The following is a 22,145-nucleotide window of genomic DNA, read 5'->3' on the forward strand; positions in this document are numbered from 1 at the left end:
GCGTTCGTCGCCTACCGCGACGGTGTGGAAACCGCGTCCGGCTTCGGCAGCGTTGAGGATGCCGCCAATAATGCGATGGAACTGACCGCCGTGCTCGAGGCTGCAATCTGGATCAGCCGCACGGCACCGGGCGTAGCAGCAGTCATCTGGTCCGATTCCGTCTACGCGGTCGAAGGCTGCAACAGCTGGCGACCTATCTGGAGGAACAATGGCTGGAAGAAAGGCAACCGAGGTGGCAAGGCCAGAAACCGGGCAATATCAGATGCGGAACTCTGGAAAGCCGTTGATGGCGAACTGTCCAAGAATCCCCTGATAAGCATTGCCTGGTGCAAGGGCCATTCCGGCATCGAAGGGAACGAACGGGCGGATGAGCTGTCGGATCAGGGACGCCGAACAATACGGCGCGCCTGATATTCCAGTGCCAACGGTCTCGCTTCGCAAACTGCTCAGGCCGGCTGCGATGCCTCGACGACAGCAAGCGCCGCCATGTTGACGACACCGCGCGAGGTAACAGATGGCGCCAGGATATGGGCGGGCATCGCCGTGCCGAGCAGGATCGGGCCGACATGCAGGCCGTCGGTCATCGACTTGACGACGCCGAGCGTGATATTGGCCGCATCGAGGTTCGGGAAGACCAGCAGGTTGGCTTCGTCATGCAGCGTGGTGTGCGGCATGACGCGGCGGCGCAGCTCATCGGAGATCGCGCTTTCACCATGCATTTCGCCGTCGACTTCGAGATTGGGAGCAGCTTCGCGCACCAGCTGCAGCGCATTGCGCATCTTGGTGGCGCTTTCGGATTCGCGCGAGCCGAAGTTCGAATGCGAGACGAGAGCGGCGCGCGGCGTGATGCCGAAGCGTTTGATTTCCTCAGCTGCCAGAACCGTCGCCTCGGCGATTTCTTCGGCCGTCGGGTTGAAGGTCACGTAGGTGTCGGTGAAGAAGGTCGCGCCGCGTTGCGAGATCAACAGGCTAAGAGCCGAGAAATCGCGCACGTTCGCGCGCTTGCCGATAATCTGGCGCACATCCCGCAGGTGCTTCTCGTAACGGCCTTCGAGGCCGCAGATCAGTGCGTCGGCCTCGCCGCGCTTGAGCGCCAGCGCACCGATGACGGTCGCGTTGGTGCGCACGATGGTGCGGGCTGCTTCGGGAATGACGCCGCGGCGGCCGACGAGCTGCAGATAGAGATCGACATATTCGCGGAAACGCGGATCGTCTTCTGGGTTGATGACATCGAAATCCTGCAAGGGGCGGATGCGCAGGCCGTAGCGCTTCAGGCGCGTTTCGATGACCTGCGGACGGCCGATGATGATCGGCTCGGCAATGCCTTCTTCGAGCAGCACTTGGGCGGCGCGCAGCACGCGCTCGTCTTCACCTTCTGAGAAGATCACGCGCTTGCGCTCGGCCACCTTCGCCGCCGTGAAGATCGGCTTCATTACGAAGCCGGAGCGGAAGACGAAGCGGTTCAGCTGGTCGAGATAGGCATCGAAATCCGTGATCGGGCGGCGTGCTACGCCGCTTTCGGCAGCGGCCCTGGCGACAGCTGGTGCGATGCGCAGGATGAGGCGCGGATCGAAGGGCGAGGGGATGAGATAGTCGGGGCCGAAAACAGGGGTTTCGCCGGAATAGGCGCGGGCGGCAACGTCCGACGGCTCCTCGCGGGCAAGGGCCGCGATGGCGCGCACGGCGGCCATTTTCATTTCCTCATTGATCGTCTCGGCGCCACAGTCCAGCGCACCCCTGAAAATATAGGGGAAGCAGAGGACGTTGTTGACCTGATTCGGGAAGTCGGAACGGCCGGTGCAGATCATCGCATCTGGCCGCGCGGCGCGGGCGAGATCCGGCATGATTTCAGGCGTCGGATTGGCGAGAGCCATGATCAGCGGCTTGTCGGCCATCTGCGCCAGCAATTCCGGTTTCAGCACGCCGGCGGCTGAAAGACCGAGGAAGACGTCGGCGCCGCCGATATTGTCAGCGAGGGTGCGTGTGTCGCTCTTCTGCGCGTAGATAGCCTTCCACTCGTCCATCAGCTCGACGCGACCTTCATAGACGAGGCCTTCGAGGTCGTGGACCCAGATGTTTTCGCGCTTGGCGCCGAGCGTCACGAGCAGGTTGAGACAGGCAAGTGCTGCCGCGCCGGCGCCTGAGGCGACGATCTTGACCTCATCGATTTTCTTGCCGGCGAGTTCCAGGCCGTTGAGGATGGCGGCGGCGACGATGATTGCGGTGCCATGCTGGTCATCGTGGAAGACCGGGATCTTCATCTTTTCGCGCAGCTGCTTCTCGACGCGGAAGCATTCCGGCGCCTTGATGTCCTCGAGGTTGATGCCGCCGAAGGTCGGCTCGAGCGAGGCGACGGTAGCGACCATCTGGTCGACATCCGGCGCGTCCACTTCGATATCGAAGACGTCGATACCGGCGAATTTCTTGAAGAGGACGGCCTTGCCTTCCATGACCGGCTTGGAGGCAAGCGGGCCGATGTTGCCGAGGCCGAGCACGGCGGTACCGTTGGAGATAACGGCGACGAGATTGGCGCGAGACGTATATTCGGCGGCCTGCTCCGGATTGTCACGGATGGCGAGGCAGGGAGCGGCGACACCCGGGGAATAGGCGAGCGCCAGATCGCGCTGATTGCCGAGCGGCTTGGTCGCCTGGATTTCCAGCTTGCCGGGGCGGGGATAGCGGTGGAAGAAAAGCGCCTGCTCGTCGAGGCTACCGCCCGTCAAATTCTTTTCCGATTTGGATTTTTCCTGGTGATCCATCGCCGCCTCCAGCGTTGTTCGAAGTCTTTTGGAGACTTCTCCATACATCAATCGACCGGTCGGAACAGTACGGAAATGGCTGCGGCGGAACTTTTTGACCTGCTGGCAACAGTGATCTGACGGAAGGCCTTCCCCGCTCGGATTTCAGCATTCAGACCGGGAAGGCTCTAACCGGTGGATTGAGTGGCTTTGCAGGGCTTTCCTGCGGTTTGTCATCTTCCTGATACACGAGTCTGATTTTGGAAGACCCACACGAAGAACGATGGGACACGAGCGGAAAGGCTTGTGATAGACATGATGGAACCCCGGCGCTTCCGCACCCTCTTCATTTCCGACGTGCATCTCGGCTCGAAGGCCGCCAAGGCGGATTTCCTGCTGGATTTCCTGAGATATCACGAAGCCGACACGATCTATCTCGTCGGCGATATCGTTGACGGCTGGCGCCTGAAGCGCAGCTGGTATTGGCCGCAGGTCTGCAACGACGTGGTCCAAAAACTCTTGCGCAAGGCGCGCAAGGGTACGCGTGTGGTCTATATCCCCGGCAATCACGACGAGTTCCTGCGCGCCTTCCCAGGCACGCATTTCGGCGGCATCGAAGTCGTCGACCGCATCATCCATGACGGCGCTGACGGTAAGAAATATCTGATCCTGCATGGCGACGAATTCGACGTCGTCGTGCGTAACGCTCGGCTGCTCGCTTATCTCGGCGACTGGGCCTACGACACGGCTATCCGCATTAATGTCGTGCTGGCTGCCGTGCGCCGTCATCTCGGCATGCCTTACTGGTCGTTTTCGGCCTGGGCCAAGCTGCAGGTCAAACACGCCGTCAACTTCATCGGCGAGTTCCAGCGCGTGGTAGCAGAAGAAGCCCGCAAGAGCGGCGCCGACGGCGTCATCTGCGGCCATATCCATCACGCCGTGATCGAGGATATGGATGGCATCCGCTACATCAACACCGGCGACTGGGTCGAAAGCTGCACGGCGATCGCCGAGCATGAAGACGGCACGTTCGAACTCATCACCTGGCGCGCGCTGACCAGCAACGTGCCGACACTGACTTCAGTCGAATTACTCGAAGAGGGCAACCTCACCCCACAGGCTGCCTGAATAATGCGCACGTACCGCATCGGCGGCCATCGCCGGTGCACCAGGAATTTAGCCGTTGCCGTGTGGCGACAGGCCCTATTTATTTTTTAAATCGTTTCGAGAGGGCTATTTCTCGCAATAGTCGCACTCGAATGGATATGTTAGGCAACGCAAAGTTTCCTTCAGGTCCATCATGATTCCCGCACAAAATCCCTCGACGAGTGAGGGAGCGCCTCCGCGCTTCCGGCAGCTCAGCGCGCTTTGCTACAGCGCGCCACTGCTGGTCAACGGTATCGTCCTGCCCTTCTTTCCCGTCTGGCTTGCCACTCACCAGTTCAACGATCATCAGATCGGCACGATCCTCGCCGTGCCGATGGTGGTGCGCGTTCTCGTGGCACCGATCGTGGCAGTCTTTGCCGACCGCATGCAGGAGCGGGCGCATGTGCTCCTATGGTCGGGCACCCTGTCGCTGCTGACGGCCATCGCGCTCTACTGGACGACGAATTTCTGGCCGGTGCTGATCGTCTTTGCGCTGCAGGGCGCCACCTTTGCCCCTTATGTGCCTGTCGTCGAATCGATCGTGATTTCGGGTGTGCGCCGCTGGGGGCTCGATTACGGTTCGATGCGCGTCTGGGGCTCGATCGCCTTCATCATTTCCACGCTCATCGGCGGAGAACTGGTCGGCCGCTGGGGCGGCGGCATGGTGCTGCCGGTCATGATCTTCGGCTTCCTGCTGACCATTACGATGGCGGTCTTCTGTCCGCGCATCGGACCGACGCGCCGGCGCGGCCAGCCGATCAATCTTCCGGCAACGACAGGCAGCGGGCTGCGCGAGCCGCACCTGCTGCTTTTGCTGCTCGGTGTGTCGATCCAGCAGGCAAGCCATGCGCTGCTCAACGCCTTCTCCTCGATCTATTGGCACCAGCTCGGTTTTTCGGGCACCGAAGTCGGAGTTCTCTGGAGCGCCGGTGTCGCCTCCGAGGTAACGGTCTTCTTCCTGTCGCGGCGCCTCAACCGGCGTTTCGATGCCTGGACGCTAATCCGCTTCGGCTGCGCCGTCAGCATCTGCCGCTGGGTGTTCTTCCCGATGGAGACGAGCTTCATCGGTTTCTTCGCGCTGCAATGCCTGCACGGCTTTACCTATGCCTTCGTGCATACCGGTGTGCAACGGCGCATCGTCGCCACCGTGCAGGAGACCCAGGAGGCCTCGGCCCAGGGCGCTTATTTCTTCTATATCGGCATGGCTTCAGGCCTGATGACGATCGCCTCCGGCTATATTTATTCCGCGCTCGGCCTCGACAGCTTTTATGTCATGGCCTGTGTCGCAGCCTTCGGGCTCGGTCTCGTCATCATCGCCTACTACCTTCAGCCCCAGAGGCTGCCTTCGGGCGGGAAGACCAGGGAACCGGCGTAAGTCAGCCCAGGTTCGCGGTCGCGCGCAAGCAGCAATGGCCCGTCAAGATCGACGAAATCGGCATCCTGGGCCAGGAGCACCGCCGGTGCCATCGCAAGCGATGTGCCGACCATGCAGCCGATCATGATGGAGAAGCCGAGCCGCTGGGCTTCCTCCTTCATTTCCAGCGCTTCCGTCAGGCCGCCGGTTTTATCCAGCTTGATGTTGATCGCATCATAGCGGTCGGCAAGGCTTGCGAGGTCGCCAGTGTGATGGACGCTTTCATCGGCGCAGACGAGGACGTGGCGGGCGATCTCGGCCAGCATGTCGTCGCGTCCGGCCGGCAGCGGCTGCTCCACCAGCACAATATTGGCTTCGGCAGCGATGCGAAGATGATGCTCCAGCCTGTCTTCCGGCCAGCCCTCATTGGCATCGAGAATGATGGCGGCATCGGGCGCGGCGGCGCGCACCGCCCGAATGCGGCTCTCGTCATCGTCAGTGCCCACCTTGACCTTCAAAAGCGGGCGCTGCGCATGTTCACGCGCCTGGGCCGCCATGACATCGGGTTCGCCGAGCGAGATCGTATAGGCCGTGGTCAGCGGCTTCAGCTTGCGCAGATCGAGCCGGGAGGCGACGCTTTTGCCTGTGAGCTTGGCTTCGAGATCCCAGAGCGCGCAATCGACGGCGTTGCGGGCTGCTCCCGGCGGCATGGCATGCAGCAACTCGGTCCGCGAAATGCCGTCCTCGATCAGCGGGCGGGCCGCTTCGATCTGTGCCATGACGCTCTCCATCGTCTCGCCATAGCGGCGATAGGGAACACATTCGCCCAGCCCCCTGGCGCCTGCCTCCGTCAGTGTGCAGGTGATCACGTCGGCCGAGGTCTTTGCCCCGCGCGCGATGGTGAAAGTTCCGGCAATCGGGAATGAATTCATCTGGATATCAAGGTGGCGCGGCATATTTGCTCTCCTGCCAGCATGGAAATTGCGCGTCGCATCTGTATATTAACGCGCCGGGCGGCGAATATAATGTTCGCGAGTCGCGACTGTCGCTGCAAGCATTGAAAGACACAAGTATTTTGAAGCCCGAGAAACGCAACGCCGCTTCCCTGCATGTGGACGACCGAGCCGAGGGCTCGGCCCGGCATGTGCATCTTGAAGGCAATTGGCGCAGCGCCAACATCCATCTCGTCCTGCAGGATTTTGAGAAGCTCGCGCGCAGCAATAGCGGCGACCTGACGCTTGATCTTTCCGACGTCACCGATATCGACACGGCCGGCGTCTGGTTGCTTTGCCGGCTGAAGAAACAGCAGGAAGACGCTGGAGGAACGGTTCGCTTTGAAGGCACGAACCAGCACATCGACGAGCTGATCGCCACCTTCTCCAAGGAGCCAGAAAAGCAGGAGCCAGAGCAGAAGGAGAAGCTTTCGGTCGTCGAGCGGATCTTTGCGCCGATCGGGCGGATGACCTTCGATGTCTGGGACAATGTCGCCGCCTCCATGTATATCCTGGGGTCGGCGGTGCGCGGCGCGCAGATGAAGTTCGGCCGCGGCAGCGGCGTTTCGCCGGCCTCGATCGTCAACCAGATCGACCATATGGGTGTGCGGGCCGTTCCGATCATCCTGCTGATGTCCTTTCTGATCGGGGCGATCATCGCGCAGCAGGGCGCCTTTCAGCTTCGTTATTTCGGCGCGGAAATCTTCGTCGTCGATCTCGTCGGCATTCTGCAGCTGCGTGAAATCGGCGTGCTTTTGACCGCCATCATGATCGCCGGCCGCTCGGGCAGCGCGATCACCGCCGAGATCGGCTCGATGAAGATGCGCGAGGAAGTCGACGCGCTGAAAGTGATGGGCCTCAACCCGATCGGGGTACTGATCTTCCCGCGGCTTGTGGCACTGACCGTTGCGCTGCCGCTTCTGACCGTAATTGCCAACTTTGCATCGCTGGCGGGTGCCGCCGCCGTCGCCTATGCCTATTCCGGAATTACTTTTGCCACCTTTCTGTCGCGCCTGCACGAGGCTGTGACGCTCTCGACCGTGCTTGCCGGCATGATCAAGGCGCCGTTCATGGCGCTCGTCATCGGCATTGTCGCGGCGGTCGAGGGCCTGAAGGTCGGCGGCAGCGCCGAATCGCTCGGCCAGCATGTGACGGCTTCGGTCGTGAAAGCGATTTTCGTCGTTATCCTGATGGACGGGCTTTTTGCGATGTTCTATGCAGCGATCGATTTCTGACATGGCGGGCGACGTGGATCAGCAACCGATCGAGACGACCAAGAACGGCAATCGGGATGTCGTGCTGTCGGCGCGCGATGTCACCGTCGGCTTCGGCTCCAAGGTGGTGCTCGACAAACTCAATCTCGATATTTACCGCGGCGAGATCCTCGGCTTCGTCGGCGCTTCGGGCACCGGCAAATCGGTTCTGATGCGCACCGTGCTTCGCCTGCTGCCACGCCGCTCCGGCACCATTAAAATCCTCGGCCAGAATTTTGACGAACTGAACGAGCCGGAGCGCAATGCGCTCGACATGCGTCTCGGCGTCCTCTTCCAGCAGGGCGCGCTTTTCTCCTCGCTGACGGTGAAGGAGAATATCCAGGTGCCGATGCGCGAATATCTCGATCTCCCCGTCACGCTGATGGATGAGCTCGCGCATCTGAAAATCCGTATGGTCGGGCTCGCCGCCGACGCGGCCGACAAATATCCTTCCGAGCTCTCTGGCGGCATGATCAAGCGCGCAGCGCTCGCCCGCGCGCTGGCGCTCGACCCGGAGCTCGTCTTCCTCGACGAGCCGACATCCGGCCTCGATCCCATTGGTGCAGCGGAATTCGACGAACTGATCGCCAATCTGCGCGATAGCCTGGGACTAACCGTCTATATGGTCACCCACGACCTCGACAGCCTGTTTTCGGTCTGCGACCGTATTGCCGTGCTCGGAAAGAAGCGGGTAATGGTGGAGGGCACGATCGACGACATGCTGGCCTACGACGATCCGTGGGTTCAGGCCTATTTCAAAGGTAAGCGGGCGCGTTCGATCGTGCCGCAGGAAGACGCGCCTGTAAGGGCGCAGCATGACAGCGGGAAGTGACCGGAGACGATGGAAACCAGAGCCAATTATACGATCGTCGGCTTTTTCACCGTTCTGGTGATCGCGGCCGCATTCGGCTTCGTCTACTGGATGGCTGAATATGGTCGGAGTGGCCCGATGGCCGAGCTGATCGTGCGCATCCCGGGCTCCGCCAACGGCCTCAGCGTCGGTTCCCCCGTTCGCTTCAACGGCATTCAGGTGGGCTCGGTGCAGACGCTCTCCATCGATGCGGACGATCCGCAATATTCGCTGGCTTTCACCGAGGTGCGCTCGGATGCGCCGATCTATCCGTCCACCAAGGCTGCCCTTGAAATCCAGGGTTTGACGGGTGCGGCCTATATCGAGCTTTCCGGTGGCCGCAAGGAAGACAAGAACATTCTCCAGCAGGCGCTGGAAAGCGGCAAACGCGCCGTGATCGTTGCCGACCAGTCGAGCGTGACCAACCTGCTTGCAACAGCCGACAAGATCCTCGACCGCGCTAACGATGCCGTTGGCGATGTGCAGGGCTTCGTGCGCGACGCCCGCGGGCCGCTGACCAAGACCCTGCAGAATGCCGAAACCTTCTCGGATGCGCTCGCCAAGAATTCCGGCAATATCGACAATTTCCTCCAGAGCGTCGGCGACCTCTCCAACACGGTGCGCAATGTCTCGGGCCGCGTCGACTCGACGCTTGCCGCCGTCGAGGATCTCGTGAAGGCGGTCGATGCGCAGAAGATCAATACGATCCTGTCCAACGCCGAGAAGGTCAGCCGCGACGTGGCCGATGCCTCGGGCGATCTCAAGAGCCTCGTCGCCAAGGTCGACCAGACGGTCACGACCTACAACGAATTCGGCAAGCAGGCCCAGCAGACGCTTGATCGCGTCGATACGCTGGTCGCGGCTATCGACGCCAATAAGGTCAAGGGTTCGGTAGACGATATCGCCCAGGCAACGAAGGATGCGCGCTCTGCGGTCGCCTCGATCCGCGATGTCACCGATACCGTCAAAGGCCGCAAGAAGGACATCGACCAGACGATCCAGGACGTTCAACAGATGGCCAACAAGTTGAACTCTGCTTCGACCCGCGTCGACGGTATTCTCATCAAGGTCGATGCGCTGCTCGGCACCGACAATACGAACTCGCTCTTTACCGAAGCGCGCGCGACGCTCGAATCCTTCAAAAAAGTTGCCGATAACCTCAATTCGCGTATCGGACCGATCGCTGACAATCTGCAGCGGTTCTCGGGCAGCGGCCTCAGTGACGTCCAGACGCTCGTCAACGAGCTGCGCGGCACGGCCAATAATCTGAACAATGCCATCAGCAATTTCGACCAGAACCCGCAGCGGATCATCTTCGGCGGGCCGACGGTCAAACAATATGACGGGCGCACTCGGCGCTAGCGCAATTCCAGAAAATATGCAGCGGTTTTACGTCCGGAATTGCGGGAAAGAAAAACACAGGTCAGGGGTAGCGTAATATGGGTCTTTCGCATGTGATGTCACGCCGTTCCTGGATCCGCGGAACGGCGATTATTTTGCCGCTGACGGCCGCACTCCTGGCAGGATGCGGGACGGCGGCGAAGAACGACACCTATGATCTCTCGGCAGCCGCAGTCGATGGCACGGGTCCGTCGGCCAAGAACAAGCAGATCCTGATTGCCGATCCGACGGCCCTGAAGGCGCTGAACAGCGATCAAATCGTCATCCGTGTTTCACCCTCGGAAATTCAATATCTGTCGCGCTCCCAATGGAGCGATACGCTGCCGCGCATGGTGCAGTCGAAGCTCGTCGAAGCCTTCGAAAACTCCGGCAAGCTTGGCGGCGTCGGAAAGCCGGGCCAGGGACTGGCGATCGACTATCAGGTGGTCAGCGACATCAGATCCTTCGAGATCGACGCCTCCTCCGGCAACAGGGCTGTGGTGGAGATATCCGTCAAGATCCTCAATGACCGTAACGGTGCGGTACGCGCCCAGCAGGTCTTCCGCGCCACGGCCTCGGCCGGAGGCGACAATGCCGGCTTTGTGAAAGGGCTGGACCACGCCTTTACGGCAGTGACCGACCAAATCGTCGGCTGGACGCTGAAATCGATCTGAACCTTCATTTTCAATGATAAAGCTCGAAACCGTCAGCCAGCTTTGGGCTTTCTCGTTCTTGGCTTACTTTGTCGGCTGGGCATCCGTCATCGTCGGGCTGCCGTCTGTTGCCGACGCCGTCGCGCTTGAGGCCGAGGGCAGGTAGCTGTCGAGCAGGCCGGCCATCTTGTCGTCGCGCAGGCTGGCCGTCTTTTCGCCCATGACGACGCCGACGACGCGGCGGCCATCTTTGGCGGCTGATGTGACGACGTTGTAGCCGGAAGCGTCGGTAAAGCCCGTCTTGATGCCGTCGACGCCGTTGTAGCGGTACATGAGGTTGTTGTGGCCGCGCAGTTTCATGCCGCGGAACTGGAAGCCGCGCATGGAGAAGAGTTTGAACTCTTCCGGGAAGTCGCGCATGAGGGCAACGCCGAGGGTCGCCATATCGCGCGCCGTGGTGACCTGTTCAGGATCCGGCAGGCCCGACGGGTTCTTGAAGACGGTGTTCGCCATACCGAGCTGGCGGGCCTTGTCCGTCATAAGCGTGCCGAAGGCCTGCTCGGTACCGCCGAGCTGTTCGGCAAGCGCCACGGCCGCATCATTGGCCGAGAGAACGACGATGCTTTCCACGGCTTCCTTGACTGTGACCTTGCGGCCGGCGCCGATGGCGAGCTTGAAGGGCTCCTTGCTCTCGGCATTTTCCGACATGGTGATCTTCTGATCCCAGGTCAGGCGTTTCTCATGAAGTGCCTGGAAGGTGAGATAGAGCGTCATCATCTTGGTGAGCGATGCCGGGTAGTTCAGATCATCCTGGTTGGACGCTTCCAAGACCTGTCCGGACTGCACGTCAACGAGGAAGCTTGCCTGGCCGGCTTCGGCCCGAATGAACGCACCCAGAAGGAATACGGACGAAAGGGCGGCGGCCCTGAGCCGGAAGGTCGTCTTGGTCATCAATGTCTGCTGTCTCTGTCGTAGCAAGCGATTGGCTTTGGCAACCGGCTTGGCAAATGGTCTGGCGGATCGCGGTCTGACGTATCATCTTGGCGAATGCGGATCGGGAATGTTTGTGACGGAATGAAGGAGCCGAAGCAATAAAAAAGGGCCATCCACAGATGACCCCTTTTGTCTCACCGTGTTGGGTCCGCCCTTCAGGCCGGAATTCAGCTCAGCCGGCCAGCGGCATGGGCCAACATCGTGTAGACCTTGCCGGTATCCGACGTGAGATAAGACTGCGTGACGGTGCGGTTCGGATCGGTGCGCGCGACATCGGCGAGCAGCTTCTCGAAATCACCTATATAGCGGTCGACGGCGGTGCGGAATTCCGGTTCGCGGTCGTACTTGCGCTTGATCTCGTCGAAAGTCTGCTGGCCCTTCAGCGTATAGAGACGGCGGGTGAACACGTCGCGCTCGCCGCGCTGATAGCGGCGCCACAGATCGACTGAGGCGTCGTGATCGATGGCGCGGGCGATATCGACCGAGAGCGAGTTCAGCGATTCAACGACATGGCGCGGGTTGCGGCTGTCATTGGCGCGCTGAGCAGGAGCAGGGGGCGGAGCGGCTGCTTCCGCTGCCGGGCGGGTCGGGGCCGCACGCGGTGCCTCCTCGGCCTCTTCACGCGATGCGCCGCGCAGCAGATCGCTGATCCAGCCGCCGCTGCTCGCTTCCGTGCGCGGCGCTTCCTGCCTGACTGGAGCAGGGGCAGGCGACGGCTGGGGAGCCTGAGCGACCGGACGCTGCTGAGCGGGGGTCGGAGCGGGCGCAGGGGCTGGCGTCGGTGCAATGGTGCCGCGCAGGCCCATGGATTCGATCGACTGGCGTGCCGTCGGGGCCGGCTGCGGGGCAGGCGCCGTCGGGATCACCGGCTGAGTGACACGCGGCGCAGGCTCGGCCTGGGCGAGCGTGCGGGCGACCGGCTCGGAGAGTTCCAGACGCTGGCTCGAGCGGCCGACGATCTGCGAAATATCCTGCAGAGCCTTGATCTGCTCGGAGACGGCGCGGCGCATGGCGGACGCGCTTTCCTTGGCTTCTTCCGGCAGATCGAAGGCGCCGCGCTTCAGCTCCGCGCGCGTGGCATCGAGCTCGTTGCGGATATCGGCAGCGGAGCGGCGGATCTCTTCCGTTGCACCCGAGAAGCGGCCGACAGCTTCCTCGATCGCATCGCGAAGCGACTCGCGCAGGTTCTGCGCCGCGTTGTCGGAGGCGCGGCCGGCCTCGCCGAGCATGCGCTCGACTTCCGACAGCGAGGCCGTAAGGCCGCCACGCAGGCGGTTGGTGAGATCGCCGGAGCGACGTTCGACATTGGCAAAGCTGCTGTCTATCGTCGCATTGGCTTCCTCGCCGGCGCGGTTGATCGCTTCGCGCATCGTGGATGCGGCTTCCTCTGCGCGCTTCTCGGTGTCCGAAAGCACGCGGCCGATGTCGGCAAACGAAGCCTGCACGCTCTGGCGCAATGTGCCAGTGACCTGGTTGGAGCGCTGCTCGGCGCGCTCGAAGACCGCTTCGATCATTCCGCCGAGGCCGCGCATGGTCTTTTCGATTTCGCCCGAACGCTGCACGAGGCCGGCTGCCAGCGTCTGCAGGGCAGTCTCACGCTCTTCCAGCGTCGAAACGAGGCCGGACTGGGCGGCGGCGAGAAGCTGCGAGGCCTGGCCAAGAACCTTCGAATGGTCGTCGAAGCGGCCGATGATGCTGCCGACCTGGGCAAGCGTCTGACCGGAGATATCCGAGAGGCGATCGACCTTGCCTTCGAGAAGGCGGGTCGAAGCCGAGACCATTTCGGCGGCCTTGGCGGCAGAGTCGGTGAAGCGTGTCGTCGTATCGCCGAGACGGCTGTCGACGCCGCTCAGTTGATCGGCGGCGCGCGTCATCATGTCGGCCATTACGGCACTGCTTTCCGACAGGCGCTGGACGAGGCCGTTCACGTTGTTCGTCAGGCTGTTCTCAATGGTAGCGACAGCATTGGCGACGTTTTCGGCACGCGCGGCGACAGCCTGGGTGAGTGCGTCATTTTCGGCACGCAGGCGGTCGGCGCTGAGGTTGGCCGCCGCGGTGATACGGGCTGCGGCTTCCTGGCCGGCATCCATGTAGCGGTCGATGAGCGGCCGTGCCGTCTCATCCAGGATGCGCGTCAGCTCGGTGGAACGGCCGGCAAGCGTGGAATTCAGGTCGCGGGTACGCTCTTCGAGCGTTGTGCGGATCGAATTGCCACGTGCTTCCAGTGCCTTGTCGATATCGCTGAGGGTGGTGTCGATTTCGCGGGCACGCTGCTCCAGGCTGGAGCGGATGATGCTGCTGCGGGCCTCCAGCGCGCGGTCGACCTCGGCCATGCTGGATGTGATCTGGCTGCCGGCGTCGGTCAGCGTCGAGCGGATCGAATTGCCGTGCGCTTCCAGCGTCTGGCCGGCATCGGCGAGCGCATGATTGATGGCGCTGACCTGGCTGCTGACGATGTTTTCCGCTTCCGCGACCTTGCTGACAATGACGTTACCGGCCTCGGAGAAGGTCTGGGCAACGGCGGCAGCCTGGCCGGCGAGGCGGTTCTGCGCCTCGGCGACACGGTTGACGATCTGCGCGGAGCGCTCGTCCATGGCGTCGGCGAACTGCTGGCCGGTGCGGCTGAGCAGTTCCGAAGACTTGGCGGCTTCGCCATCCATGCCTTCGGCGGCTTCGGCAACGGCGTTGCGCAGACTTGCAGCGAGACCGGCTGCCTTGCCCTCAATCGTGCGGTTGACGGCATCGAGACCAATGGTCAGGGCGCGGTCCATCGTAGAAAGACGCTCTTCGATGCGCGCGGTGCCGCGATCCATCATGTCGCTCAGAGCCGAGGTCCGGCCGTCGATCGACTGGGCCATGGTCGCACTGCCGCTGTCGAGCGTTTCGGCAAGTTGTGCCCTGCGGCTATCCAGAGCCTGGGTGAGATTGGCGCTGTGGCTGTCGAGAGCTTGCGTGAGGTTTGCGCTGCTGTTGTCGAGGGCCTTGGTGAGGTTGGCGCTGCCGGCGTGCAGCGCATCCGTCAGGCTGGCGGCGCGGCCGTCGAAAGCTTCCGTCAGGCTGGCGGTGCGGCTGTCGAGCGCCTCGGTCAGGTTTGCGGCGCTGGTGCCGAGCGTTGCGGCGATGCGCTGGGCTGCGTCGTCGCCGATCGAACCCAGACGGGAGATCCCGTCATCCAGGAGGCCGGAGAGATGGCTGCCTGCGGCATCGACCTTGTCGACCACGCCGCCGACGCCATCGGCAATACGGGCTTCGATGGCGGCAAGGCTGGCTTCGACGCGGGCGCCGGTCTCAGTGAAGCGGCCGGTGAGGTTGTCGACGGAGTGGTCGAGATGGCCCGAGAAATCGGCGGCCGAACGCGAGATCGTGTTGGCGGCTTCCTGGAAGCGGCCGGCGATCTGCCCGGCACCTTCGCGCATGCGATCCTCAAGCGTCTGTGCACTCCTATCGATCGCATTGCGGATCGCAGCTTCCCGGTCTTCCAGGGACATTTCGAGCATGCTGATGCTCGTCGCAACCGACGTGCCGATCGAAGTCGCCTGTTCGGAGAGCGTGTCGTTGATGAGATTATGGGCCTCAGTCAGCGTCAGCGTGATTGCATTGGTGCGGTCGTCAAGCGTAGCGCGGATACGATCATGCGCGGCGGCGAGACCGCCTTCGACGTTGTTGGCGGCATCGTTGGCAAGGGCGGCCATACGCTGTTGAGCGTGGGTAAGACCGTCCTCGATGCGGCCTGTCATGCTGCCGATGATGCCTTCCATGCGGACGCTGCCGGCATCGAGGGCTTCGGACAGGGTGGAGGTGTGCTCGGCGAGCGCCGTTTCCAGACGTGCCTGATTGTCCGTATAGGCGGCGCGGATCGCTTCCGTGCGGTCGGCAAAGGCGCCGGCAACACGCTCTTCGGCGTTTGCAACGGTGGCCATGATGGCATTGCTGCGGTTTTCGAGCGCGGATTCGAAGCGGCTCTGGCCGTCATCGAGCGAAATGGCGAGCGCCATGGTCTTTTCATCGAGCGTATCGGACAGGCGGTCGGCACTGTTCGTGACGGCGTTGACGACGGATTCGGCGCGGCTGGCGAGTGCTTCCTCGATGCGGAGCTGACTTTCGCCGAGCGATGCGACGATCCGGTCATGCGTGCCGGTGGCCGCATTGACGAAAGCATCGGTACCCGCCGTCAGCGTGTCTTCCAGCCGGCTCTGGCTTTCGTTCAGCGAGATGGCAAGCGCCATCGCCTTTTCGTCGAGCGTTTCCGAGAGGCGGTCATGCGTGCCTGATACGGCGCCAAGCAACGCTTCCGAATGGGTCGACAGCGTTTCCTCGATACGCGAGTGCGTCTCGTTCAGCGAAATGCCGAGTGCCATGGCCTTTTCGTCGAGCGTTTCGGCGAGGCGGTCATGCGTGCCCGAGACGGCATTGATCAACGCTTCCGAATGGGTGGAGAGCGTGTCTTCGATGCGCGACTGCGTTTCGTTCAGCGAGATGCCGAGCGCCATCGCCCTTTCATCAAGCGTATCGGCGAGACGGTCATGCGTGCTGGAAACGGCGCTGAGCAGCGCCTCCGAACGGGTCGCCAGCGTCTCATCGATGCGGGCCTGGCCTTCGTTCAGCGAAATGGCAAGCGCCATCGCCTTCTCATCGAGCGTCTCGGCGAGGCGGTCATGCGTACCGGAGACGGCATTGATGATCGCCTCCGAGCGGGTTGCAAGCGTATCGTCGATACGGGCCTGGCCTTCGTTCAGCGAGATCGCCAACGCCATTGCCTTTTCGTCCAGCGTATCTGAAAGACGGTCATGGGTACTGGAGACGGCGTTGAGGAAGGACTCCGACCGGGCCGCAAACGTATCCTCGATACGAGCCTGGTTTTGCTGCAGCGTTTCAGCGAGGCGGTCATTGGTGCCGGAAACCGCATTGATGAGCGATTCCGAATGGGTGGAGAGCGTGTCTTCGATGCGCGACTGGGTTTCGTTCAGCGAGATCGCCAGCGCCATCGCCTTTTCATCAAGCGTTTCGGCGAGACGGTCATGCGTACCCGAGACAGTATTTATGATCGCTTCGGAACGGCTGGTGAGCGCCTTCTCGAAGCGGGTGTGGTGGTCGGCAAGTGCGCCGATCAGCGCTCCGCCACGTTCGGCCATCACGCCGTCAAGGTCGGTATGCGCAGTCTTTAGCGCATCGGCGATTTCGGCGGCGCGGGCGGCGAGAACGCCGCTCAGCTCTTCGGCGCGGCCACCGAATGCCCCTGTGACCTTTTCAGTGCCGCTGTCGACGGCAGTGGCGAGTTCGCTCGTGGTTGTCTGCAGTGTATCGCGGAACTCGGCTGTCCGGGCGGCGAGGTTGTTCTGCAGTTCGGAAGTGCCGGCTGCGAGCGCCAGCGAGATTTCCGACGTGGCGTTGCTCAGCGCCGAGCCAAGCTCGCCGGTGCGGGCCGTCAATGCGGAGGTGATTTCATCCACGCGGCCGGAGAGCGTGCCTTCCAGCACTTCCTGGCCGGTCGCAAAGGCGGTTGCCAGCGCCAGCGACTGGTCGGTCACCGCCGTGCCCAGGCGATCGATATTGGTGCTGAGGAGGTTTTCGATCGACTCTGCGTTGCCAGACAGCGTCTCGTTGATGCGGGCGAGGCTTTCGATGAGCTTGGTGTCGAGCGAGCCGGAGCGCTTGTCGAAGGCATCGGTGAATTCGGCGACACGTTCGTCGAAGGCGGCCGAAAGCTGGGCGACGGTCCCCTGCAGGCGTTCCTCGAAGAAGCCGGAGCGCACGTCGAGATCCATGACGGCGTCGTCGGCCGTCGACTGCAGGCTCTGGCGGAAGCTTGCGCCCTTTTCGTCGAGTGCGGCGTTCAGCCTGGAGAGCACGTCGTCGAGCGTGCCGGTGATCGTGCGTTCGCCTGATGTCAGGCTCTGATTGATCTCGCGGGTGCGGGAAACCAGGATTTCGTTGAGCTGCTGGGTGCGCTCATGAAGGGCGGCATTCAGCCGCTCGGTGCTCGCATCCATCGTCGAGGCGCGTGTCTCGAACTGGGTGAGCAGGCGTTCGCCATGTTCGTTAATCGTGTTGGTCAGCGCGTCCAAGCGGTTGTCGAATTCATTGCCGATCGCAAGGCCGGATGCGGTCAGCGTATGGAGCAGCGTATCGGTCTTGGCGGCCAGCAGCGTGCCGAGCGACTGTATGGCGCTGTCCGACTTTTCCATGATCGCCGCAGCGCGCGTATCGATCAGCGAGGCGAAGGCTTCGCCCGAGGTCGCAAGGCGGATGGCGATCTCTTCCGTCGCAAGCGACAGCTCTTCCTTAAGCTGGTCGTGGACGCCGGCGATGGAGGAGCGGATGCGGTCGGCATGGTTGACGATCGCTTCACGCTCGGAGCCGAGCTCGTGAACGAGGCCGCGCACGCGCAGTTCGTTGTCCGCATAGGAACGCTCCAGCGCATTCACTTCGGAATGCACGAGCGTTTCGAGTTCGGAAGCCCGCGCGATGGTGCGCTCGATGCCTTCGTTCATGGCGGAGACTTCACGGCGCACGGCCTGGCCGACCGTCAGGATGCGTTCAGACGCAATGGTTTCCGGCTCGGAAAGGCGCAGTGCAACTTCGGCCATGGAGCGGGCGGCATTGCGCATGTCCTGGGCGCGCGCGATCATGATGGCGAAGGCATAGAACATCATGACGGGCACGACGATGCCGATGATGCCGGCAATTACGCCCGGCAGGGCGGCAAGATCGGTCAGCGAGCGGATCTGGGCGATCTGCGGCGCATAGAGCATGAACATCAGCCCGAGGCCGATGACGACCCATAGGATGGAGACGAGAGCGGCCGTGCGCAGGGCAGGGCGGCTGGAGCCGTTTTCCAGCGACTTCAGAAGCGAAGCGGGCGAATTGCGGCTGGCATCGTTGGCGGGAGAGAAGGCCGGTGCCCGCGGAGCCTGCTGGTCGCCTGTTCGGGCAGCGCGGCCGCGGCGGCGTTGTGCTTCTTCCTGGGACTGATTACGGGCATTGGATGGGTCGGTCACATTAGCCTCCGGGGCATGGGGCGCGTTGCCGCGGCGAGACGGCACGTTCTCCTGGCCGAAATCGATCTGAAGCGCTTCGTCCAATGCCTTGAACGCCTTATCCTCGATCGATTCATTGTACTTGTTATTCGCCATTCCGATATGCCTCGTAATTCCCGGCCGGTCCGGCAGCGCATCCGGGCCACCGCCTGCGCCCGGAAAGAACCTTCGCCATTCCAGCCTTCCATCCCAAGACGGACGGATAAGCATGTCATTTCAGAGTAGATAGCCGATTTTTCAAACGAAAGGTATCAAAACACTACCATTATCCACTCTGTCGGCAAAGGCGCGCGGCATGAGCCCGCCTCAACAGTATCGTAGTGACACATCTGGGCTTCCCACACAATTAATGAACCCTTGCGTTTCCGCTCCTCTTAACCTGTTGTTAACACCTTTAAATTTCGGAAGCGCCCTAAAAGCCGATATTTTAGCGATGTTTAAGGGACATTAACCATATGGCCAGATTTTTATCCCGAATGCGCCCGAATTTAACGGGATAGCCATTCTCCAACCGCACAACGATAGCAAGCGCGGAGTTCTACGACGGGAGAATTGGCAAAATGGCAGCAGTGAGTATCGCATTCGAAGCACCTGACAATTCTGCGGGACCTTCGCCTTCCAAGATCCGGCCGATCGACCTCGTCCATCTTGCGCGCCAAACCATGGGCGACAAGACGGTGGAAATCGAAGTTCTCCAGATGTTTGCACGCCAGGCCCGCGCCTGCCTGCAGGAGATCGCAAGCGGCGAGTCTGGCAAGGTGGGTGCTGCGGCACACCGTCTGAAGGGAGCCGCAAGCTCCGTCGGCGCCTTCCGGGTTTCGCAGTCGGCGGAAGCCGTGGAAGAGAACAATGGTGACGTCGCCGCCATGGCGGCATTGGGCGCAGCCGTCGTCGACGCCGAGAATTTCATTCTGAAACTCTGCCGTGGATAAGGCAGGACAGGTCGGGAAGAACCTAGGCCCGCTGTTTCATTAGGGAACGGCGGGTCTTTTTGCGACCTCTTCGATGACGCATTGAGAACGGCGGAACTTCGACCGATCTGCAAGGTTCACGGGGGTCGGCAATGTTGACTGACGCGCCGAATTGTCGGAAGAAATCCGCCCACCTATTACGAAAGACCGGAAATAATCCCGATGCCCAAACTTACCATCGTCGCCTTTGACGGAACGCGCTTCGATCTTGAGGTCGATCAAGGCTCCACCGTGATGGAGAATGCGGTCCGCAATTCCGTGCCCGGCATCGAGGCAGAATGCGGCGGCGCCTGCGCCTGTGCGACCTGTCACGTCTATGTCGACGAGCAGTGGACCGAGGTCGTCGGTCCGCCGGAAGCGATGGAAGAGGATATGCTGGACTTCGCCTTCGACGTGCGCCCGACCTCGCGCCTTTCCTGTCAGATCAGGATGAAGGCTGCCTATGACGGTCTCACCGTGCACGTGCCGGAACGGCAGGCTTAGAGCTGCAAGCAAACCACCGGGGTTGGCTGAAACGGGCCGTCTGATCGACCGGCCGATTCCGTTTGAGCCGACAGAATGCTTCAATTGAACCAGGAAAGGCTCTAACTCCCAAAATCGCAGCTCTTTCCAAAAAGAGAGCCTCGCACGCCGGAGGCGGGCGAGGCGAGGCGGGCGCATTACCTACGGATGAGGGAGGAACACCCGCGGCTTTGGAACGCGCCAGGAGAACACAGTCACGAAAGCCATCTGCCTTACTGCACTTTCGAATATAGTCATATTACCGCGTTCCGGTTGAGTCCACCAGAATGAAAAATGACCAGTAAAAGGCTGGGACGTCCACAAGCTTCGCACAAGTTTCATTGGGCAGCTAACGATCTCTGCTCGCTTCGAAGGCAAAAAGAGCCTATCTTTCGCCGCCCTTGCCCTTGAGTCTGTTGTTGAGCAGTCTCAACATGCGATTCTGAAAATTGACCGCCTCGACGCGGTCGAATCGGGCCTGCAACTTGTCATGCTCCTCTATCCCGCGAGCCGAAGCATCGGAAACGAGCTCCTGCATGGCCTCGCAATTGCGCTGCGAAGGCAGCGCCTTGAGTTCGCGCTCCATGACGTGCGCCTGGGTGCGGGCAATCTCCGCATGGCGCTCCTCGTGGCGCCTGATATCGCTCGACAGCGCATCCCAGATCATCGACAGCTCGCGGCTCGCGCCCTTGCGGTTGCCCCAGCGCGGCATGATGATCTGTGTGTGGACGGTAACCTTGACGTTGCCGACGCGGCAGCGGCCATTTTCCTGAATATAGGTCGCCTCGCCGCCGAAGCGGATCTTGGTGGCGCCGGGATGGCGGGCGGAAGAGCCGTTCGCCGTTGGGCCACGGCGGCTCAGTTCGTCGTCGAGCTCATCGGCCGTCTTCCCCTTGATATCGAAGTAGGAATAGCTTTTCGTGGCAACGACTTCGGCCGCCGCAGGGCTGCAGAGAATAACGGCAATCATGGAAAAAGCGATGGGAAGGCGCATAATACGCACTACAAGCGGCATTCTGAGCTGAACCTGTGTTGAAGTTTGGCGGAGCTTGGGGCATAGCCACCGCAAGCGCAATATCGAATAGCGGCTTTTTTCGCGCAAAGCATGTCGCGCAAAAAAACGCCGCGGCTTTGCGATAGCGATGCGCGAAAAATACGAAGACTTAAAGCCTGGCGCGCGGATCCAACAACATCGGTCCGAAAATCCGAATTGATTTTCCGGAAAGTCTGATGCGTAGACTCAATGAGTTAGAGCGTTCTCAGTGCGTCCGAATGGACGTACGACGCTTTAGAGACCGCGCCAAGCTATAGCGATGGGATTAGGCTGGTGAAACGGCTCGATAGCAGTTTCTGGCGTGTGGCCCACGGCCGCGAGATCGAGCTGAACAAGCGCTCGGTGATCATGGCGATCGTCAACGTGACGCCGGACTCCTTCTCCGACGGCGGGCGCTACGATACCGTCGACAGGGCCGTCCAGCATGCGTTGCAGGCAGTCGCGGAGGGCGCCGAAATCCTCGATATCGGCGGTGAATCGACGCGGCCGGATGCAGCCTCGGTCAGTCCGGCGGAGGAACAGGCGCGCGTTCTGCCCGTCATCGAGGCGCTCAGCGGACGCACCCAAGCATTGATTTCCATCGATACCTACCGCGAGGAAACGGCGCGGTTTGCCGTCAGCGCCGGCGCCCATATCGTCAACGACGTCTTCGGCCTGCAGAAGGAGCCTGGTATCGCCGCGCTGTCGGCTGAGACTGGGGCAGGGCTCTGCATCATGCATACAAGCCGCGAACGGCACAAACTTGCCGATATCATAGATGACCAGGTCTTCTTTCTCGAGCGTTCGCTGGAAATCGCTTCCGCTGCCGGCGTCCAGCGCGACCGCATCGTGCTCGATCCCGGCTTCGGCTTTGCCAAGGAGACACCGAAAGAAAATCTTGAGCTGATGGCGCGTTTCGAAGAGCTGCATCGCTTCGGCCTGCCGCTTCTCGCCGGCACCTCGCGCAAACGCTTCCTCGGCGCGCTCACCGGCCGGGAGCCGGCGGAGCGCGATGCGGCGACGGCTGCAACGAGTGCGCTTCTGAGGCTGCAGGGGGCAGCTGTTTTTCGGGTACACAATGTCGCAATCAACAGGGATGCGCTTGCCGTCGCCGATGCTATGCTGGCCGCCAGGGACGACGCTTTTAGCGCGCGCCACGGTCTTTCAGATCCGCATGCCATGCGTTAAGCCGTTGTTTGACACATGTCGTCGCAAAACCGCTGTGCATTTTTGCTCGGCATGCT

At 61.7% G+C, this 22,145-nt stretch carries 15 protein-coding genes; 10 read left to right on the plus strand and 5 right to left on the minus strand.

What is annotated here, in order from left to right:
• On the plus strand, positions 1 to 411 hold a 411-nt coding region (locus tag JNB85_RS24995), incomplete at its 5' end, for an RNase H family protein (RefSeq protein WP_220337017.1).
• 35 nt (positions 412 to 446) lie between these two features.
• Here the strand turns inward: JNB85_RS24995 and JNB85_RS25000 are convergent.
• Complete coding sequence (locus tag JNB85_RS25000; RefSeq protein ID WP_220337018.1) at positions 447 to 2,759, minus strand: NADP-dependent malic enzyme; 2,313 nt, start codon at positions 2,757 to 2,759, stop codon at positions 447 to 449.
• Between the two features lie 294 nt (positions 2,760 to 3,053).
• Here JNB85_RS25000 and JNB85_RS25005 point away from each other — a divergent pair, with 294 nt between their 5' ends.
• Together JNB85_RS25005 and JNB85_RS25010 are read left to right on the plus strand one after the other, a co-directional pair.
• Positions 3,054 to 3,866 carry a UDP-2,3-diacylglucosamine diphosphatase gene (locus tag JNB85_RS25005; RefSeq protein ID WP_220337020.1) on the plus strand — a complete coding sequence of 271 codons (813 nt, stop codon included), beginning with the start codon at positions 3,054 to 3,056 and terminating at the stop codon, positions 3,864 to 3,866.
• Between the two features lie 172 nt (positions 3,867 to 4,038).
• Positions 4,039 to 5,259: an MFS transporter gene (locus JNB85_RS25010; RefSeq protein ID WP_220337022.1), complete on the plus strand. Its 1,221-nt coding sequence runs from the start codon at positions 4,039 to 4,041 to the stop codon at positions 5,257 to 5,259.
• Here JNB85_RS25010 and dgcA read toward each other — a convergent pair.
• Positions 5,211 to 6,194 (minus strand): N-acetyl-D-Glu racemase DgcA, encoded by a 984-nt coding sequence (gene dgcA, locus JNB85_RS25015; RefSeq protein ID WP_220337024.1) that lies wholly within the window; start codon positions 6,192 to 6,194, stop codon positions 5,211 to 5,213. The two genes, JNB85_RS25010 and dgcA, sit on opposite strands and share 49 nt — an antisense overlap.
• Before the next feature lie 101 nt (positions 6,195 to 6,295).
• On the opposite strand from dgcA, the gene JNB85_RS25020 reads away from it, so the two are divergent.
• The 4 genes from JNB85_RS25020 (at position 6,296) to JNB85_RS25035 (ending at position 10,387) form a co-directional block, all read left to right on the plus strand.
• Complete coding sequence (locus tag JNB85_RS25020) at positions 6,296 to 7,465, plus strand: ABC transporter permease (RefSeq protein ID WP_220337027.1); 1,170 nt, start codon at positions 6,296 to 6,298, stop codon at positions 7,463 to 7,465.
• 1 nt (position 7,466) lies between these two features.
• Positions 7,467 to 8,315, plus strand: coding sequence for an ABC transporter ATP-binding protein (locus JNB85_RS25025; protein ID WP_220337028.1), 849 nt, complete (start codon positions 7,467 to 7,469; stop codon positions 8,313 to 8,315).
• A 9-nt stretch (positions 8,316 to 8,324) separates the two neighbouring features.
• A complete protein-coding gene (locus tag JNB85_RS25030) occupies positions 8,325 to 9,695 on the plus strand; it encodes an MlaD family protein (protein ID WP_220337029.1) in 1,371 nt (456 codons plus the stop codon).
• A 77-nt stretch (positions 9,696 to 9,772) separates the two neighbouring features.
• Positions 9,773 to 10,387: an ABC-type transport auxiliary lipoprotein family protein gene (locus JNB85_RS25035; protein WP_220337030.1), complete on the plus strand. Its 615-nt coding sequence runs from the start codon at positions 9,773 to 9,775 to the stop codon at positions 10,385 to 10,387.
• Positions 10,388 to 10,450: 63 nt separating this feature from the next.
• Here JNB85_RS25035 and JNB85_RS25040 read toward each other — a convergent pair whose 3' ends face one another.
• Together JNB85_RS25040 and JNB85_RS25045 are read right to left on the minus strand one after the other, a co-directional pair.
• On the minus strand, positions 10,451 to 11,317 hold the full coding sequence (locus JNB85_RS25040) for a D-alanyl-D-alanine carboxypeptidase family protein (RefSeq protein ID WP_220337033.1): 867 nt from the start codon (positions 11,315 to 11,317) through the stop codon (positions 10,451 to 10,453).
• Between the two features lie 209 nt (positions 11,318 to 11,526).
• Positions 11,527 to 18,492 carry an apolipoprotein A-IV repeat region-like domain-containing protein gene (locus tag JNB85_RS25045; RefSeq protein WP_220337034.1) on the minus strand — a complete coding sequence of 2,322 codons (6,966 nt, stop codon included), beginning with the start codon at positions 18,490 to 18,492 and terminating at the stop codon, positions 11,527 to 11,529.
• Between the two features lie 464 nt (positions 18,493 to 18,956).
• Between JNB85_RS25045 and JNB85_RS25050 the strand changes: the two genes are divergently transcribed.
• Both JNB85_RS25050 and JNB85_RS25055 read left to right on the plus strand, forming a co-directional pair.
• Positions 18,957 to 19,328 (plus strand): Hpt domain-containing protein, encoded by a 372-nt coding sequence (locus JNB85_RS25050; RefSeq protein ID WP_220337036.1) that lies wholly within the window; start codon positions 18,957 to 18,959, stop codon positions 19,326 to 19,328.
• Positions 19,329 to 19,529: 201 nt separating this feature from the next.
• The gene (locus JNB85_RS25055) at positions 19,530 to 19,850 is read left to right on the plus strand and encodes a 2Fe-2S iron-sulfur cluster-binding protein (protein WP_183746765.1); all 321 of its coding nucleotides are present in this window, start codon (positions 19,530 to 19,532) and stop codon (positions 19,848 to 19,850) included.
• 403 nt (positions 19,851 to 20,253) lie between these two features.
• On the opposite strand, the gene JNB85_RS25060 is transcribed toward JNB85_RS25055, so the two are convergent.
• The gene (locus JNB85_RS25060) at positions 20,254 to 20,883 is read right to left on the minus strand and encodes a DUF922 domain-containing Zn-dependent protease (RefSeq protein WP_220337038.1); all 630 of its coding nucleotides are present in this window, start codon (positions 20,881 to 20,883) and stop codon (positions 20,254 to 20,256) included.
• A 312-nt stretch (positions 20,884 to 21,195) separates the two neighbouring features.
• On the opposite strand from JNB85_RS25060, the gene folP reads away from it, so the two are divergent.
• Entirely contained in the window at positions 21,196 to 22,089 is an 894-nt protein-coding gene (gene folP / locus JNB85_RS25065) for a dihydropteroate synthase (protein ID WP_220337040.1), read from the plus strand.
• Positions 22,090 to 22,145: the final 56 nt, after the last annotated feature.

Origin of the sequence: Rhizobium mesosinicum, assembly GCF_019511345.1 — a bacterium.
Classification (GTDB): domain Bacteria; phylum Pseudomonadota; class Alphaproteobacteria; order Rhizobiales; family Rhizobiaceae; genus Rhizobium; species Rhizobium mesosinicum.

What these genes read in the sequence shown, in the direction of transcription:
- JNB85_RS25000 (WP_220337018.1), bottom strand. Translation starts at nt 2,759, where the DNA reads ATGGATCACCAGGAAAAATCCAAATCGGAAAAGAATTTGACGGGCGGT.
- JNB85_RS25005 (WP_220337020.1), top strand. Translation starts at nt 3,054, where the DNA reads ATGATGGAACCCCGGCGCTTCCGCACCCTCTTCATTTCCGACGTGCAT.
- JNB85_RS25010 (WP_220337022.1), top strand. Translation starts at nt 4,039, where the DNA reads ATGATTCCCGCACAAAATCCCTCGACGAGTGAGGGAGCGCCTCCGCGC.
- dgcA (WP_220337024.1), bottom strand. Translation starts at nt 6,194, where the DNA reads ATGCCGCGCCACCTTGATATCCAGATGAATTCATTCCCGATTGCCGGA.
- JNB85_RS25025 (WP_220337028.1), top strand. Translation starts at nt 7,467, where the DNA reads ATGGCGGGCGACGTGGATCAGCAACCGATCGAGACGACCAAGAACGGC.
- JNB85_RS25030 (WP_220337029.1), top strand. Translation starts at nt 8,325, where the DNA reads ATGGAAACCAGAGCCAATTATACGATCGTCGGCTTTTTCACCGTTCTG.
- JNB85_RS25035 (WP_220337030.1), top strand. Translation starts at nt 9,773, where the DNA reads ATGGGTCTTTCGCATGTGATGTCACGCCGTTCCTGGATCCGCGGAACG.
- JNB85_RS25040 (WP_220337033.1), bottom strand. Translation starts at nt 11,317, where the DNA reads ATGACCAAGACGACCTTCCGGCTCAGGGCCGCCGCCCTTTCGTCCGTA.
- JNB85_RS25045 (WP_220337034.1), bottom strand. Translation starts at nt 18,492, where the DNA reads ATGGCGAATAACAAGTACAATGAATCGATCGAGGATAAGGCGTTCAAG.
- JNB85_RS25050 (WP_220337036.1), top strand. Translation starts at nt 18,957, where the DNA reads ATGGCAGCAGTGAGTATCGCATTCGAAGCACCTGACAATTCTGCGGGA.
- JNB85_RS25055 (WP_183746765.1), top strand. Translation starts at nt 19,530, where the DNA reads ATGCCCAAACTTACCATCGTCGCCTTTGACGGAACGCGCTTCGATCTT.
- JNB85_RS25060 (WP_220337038.1), bottom strand. Translation starts at nt 20,883, where the DNA reads ATGCCGCTTGTAGTGCGTATTATGCGCCTTCCCATCGCTTTTTCCATG.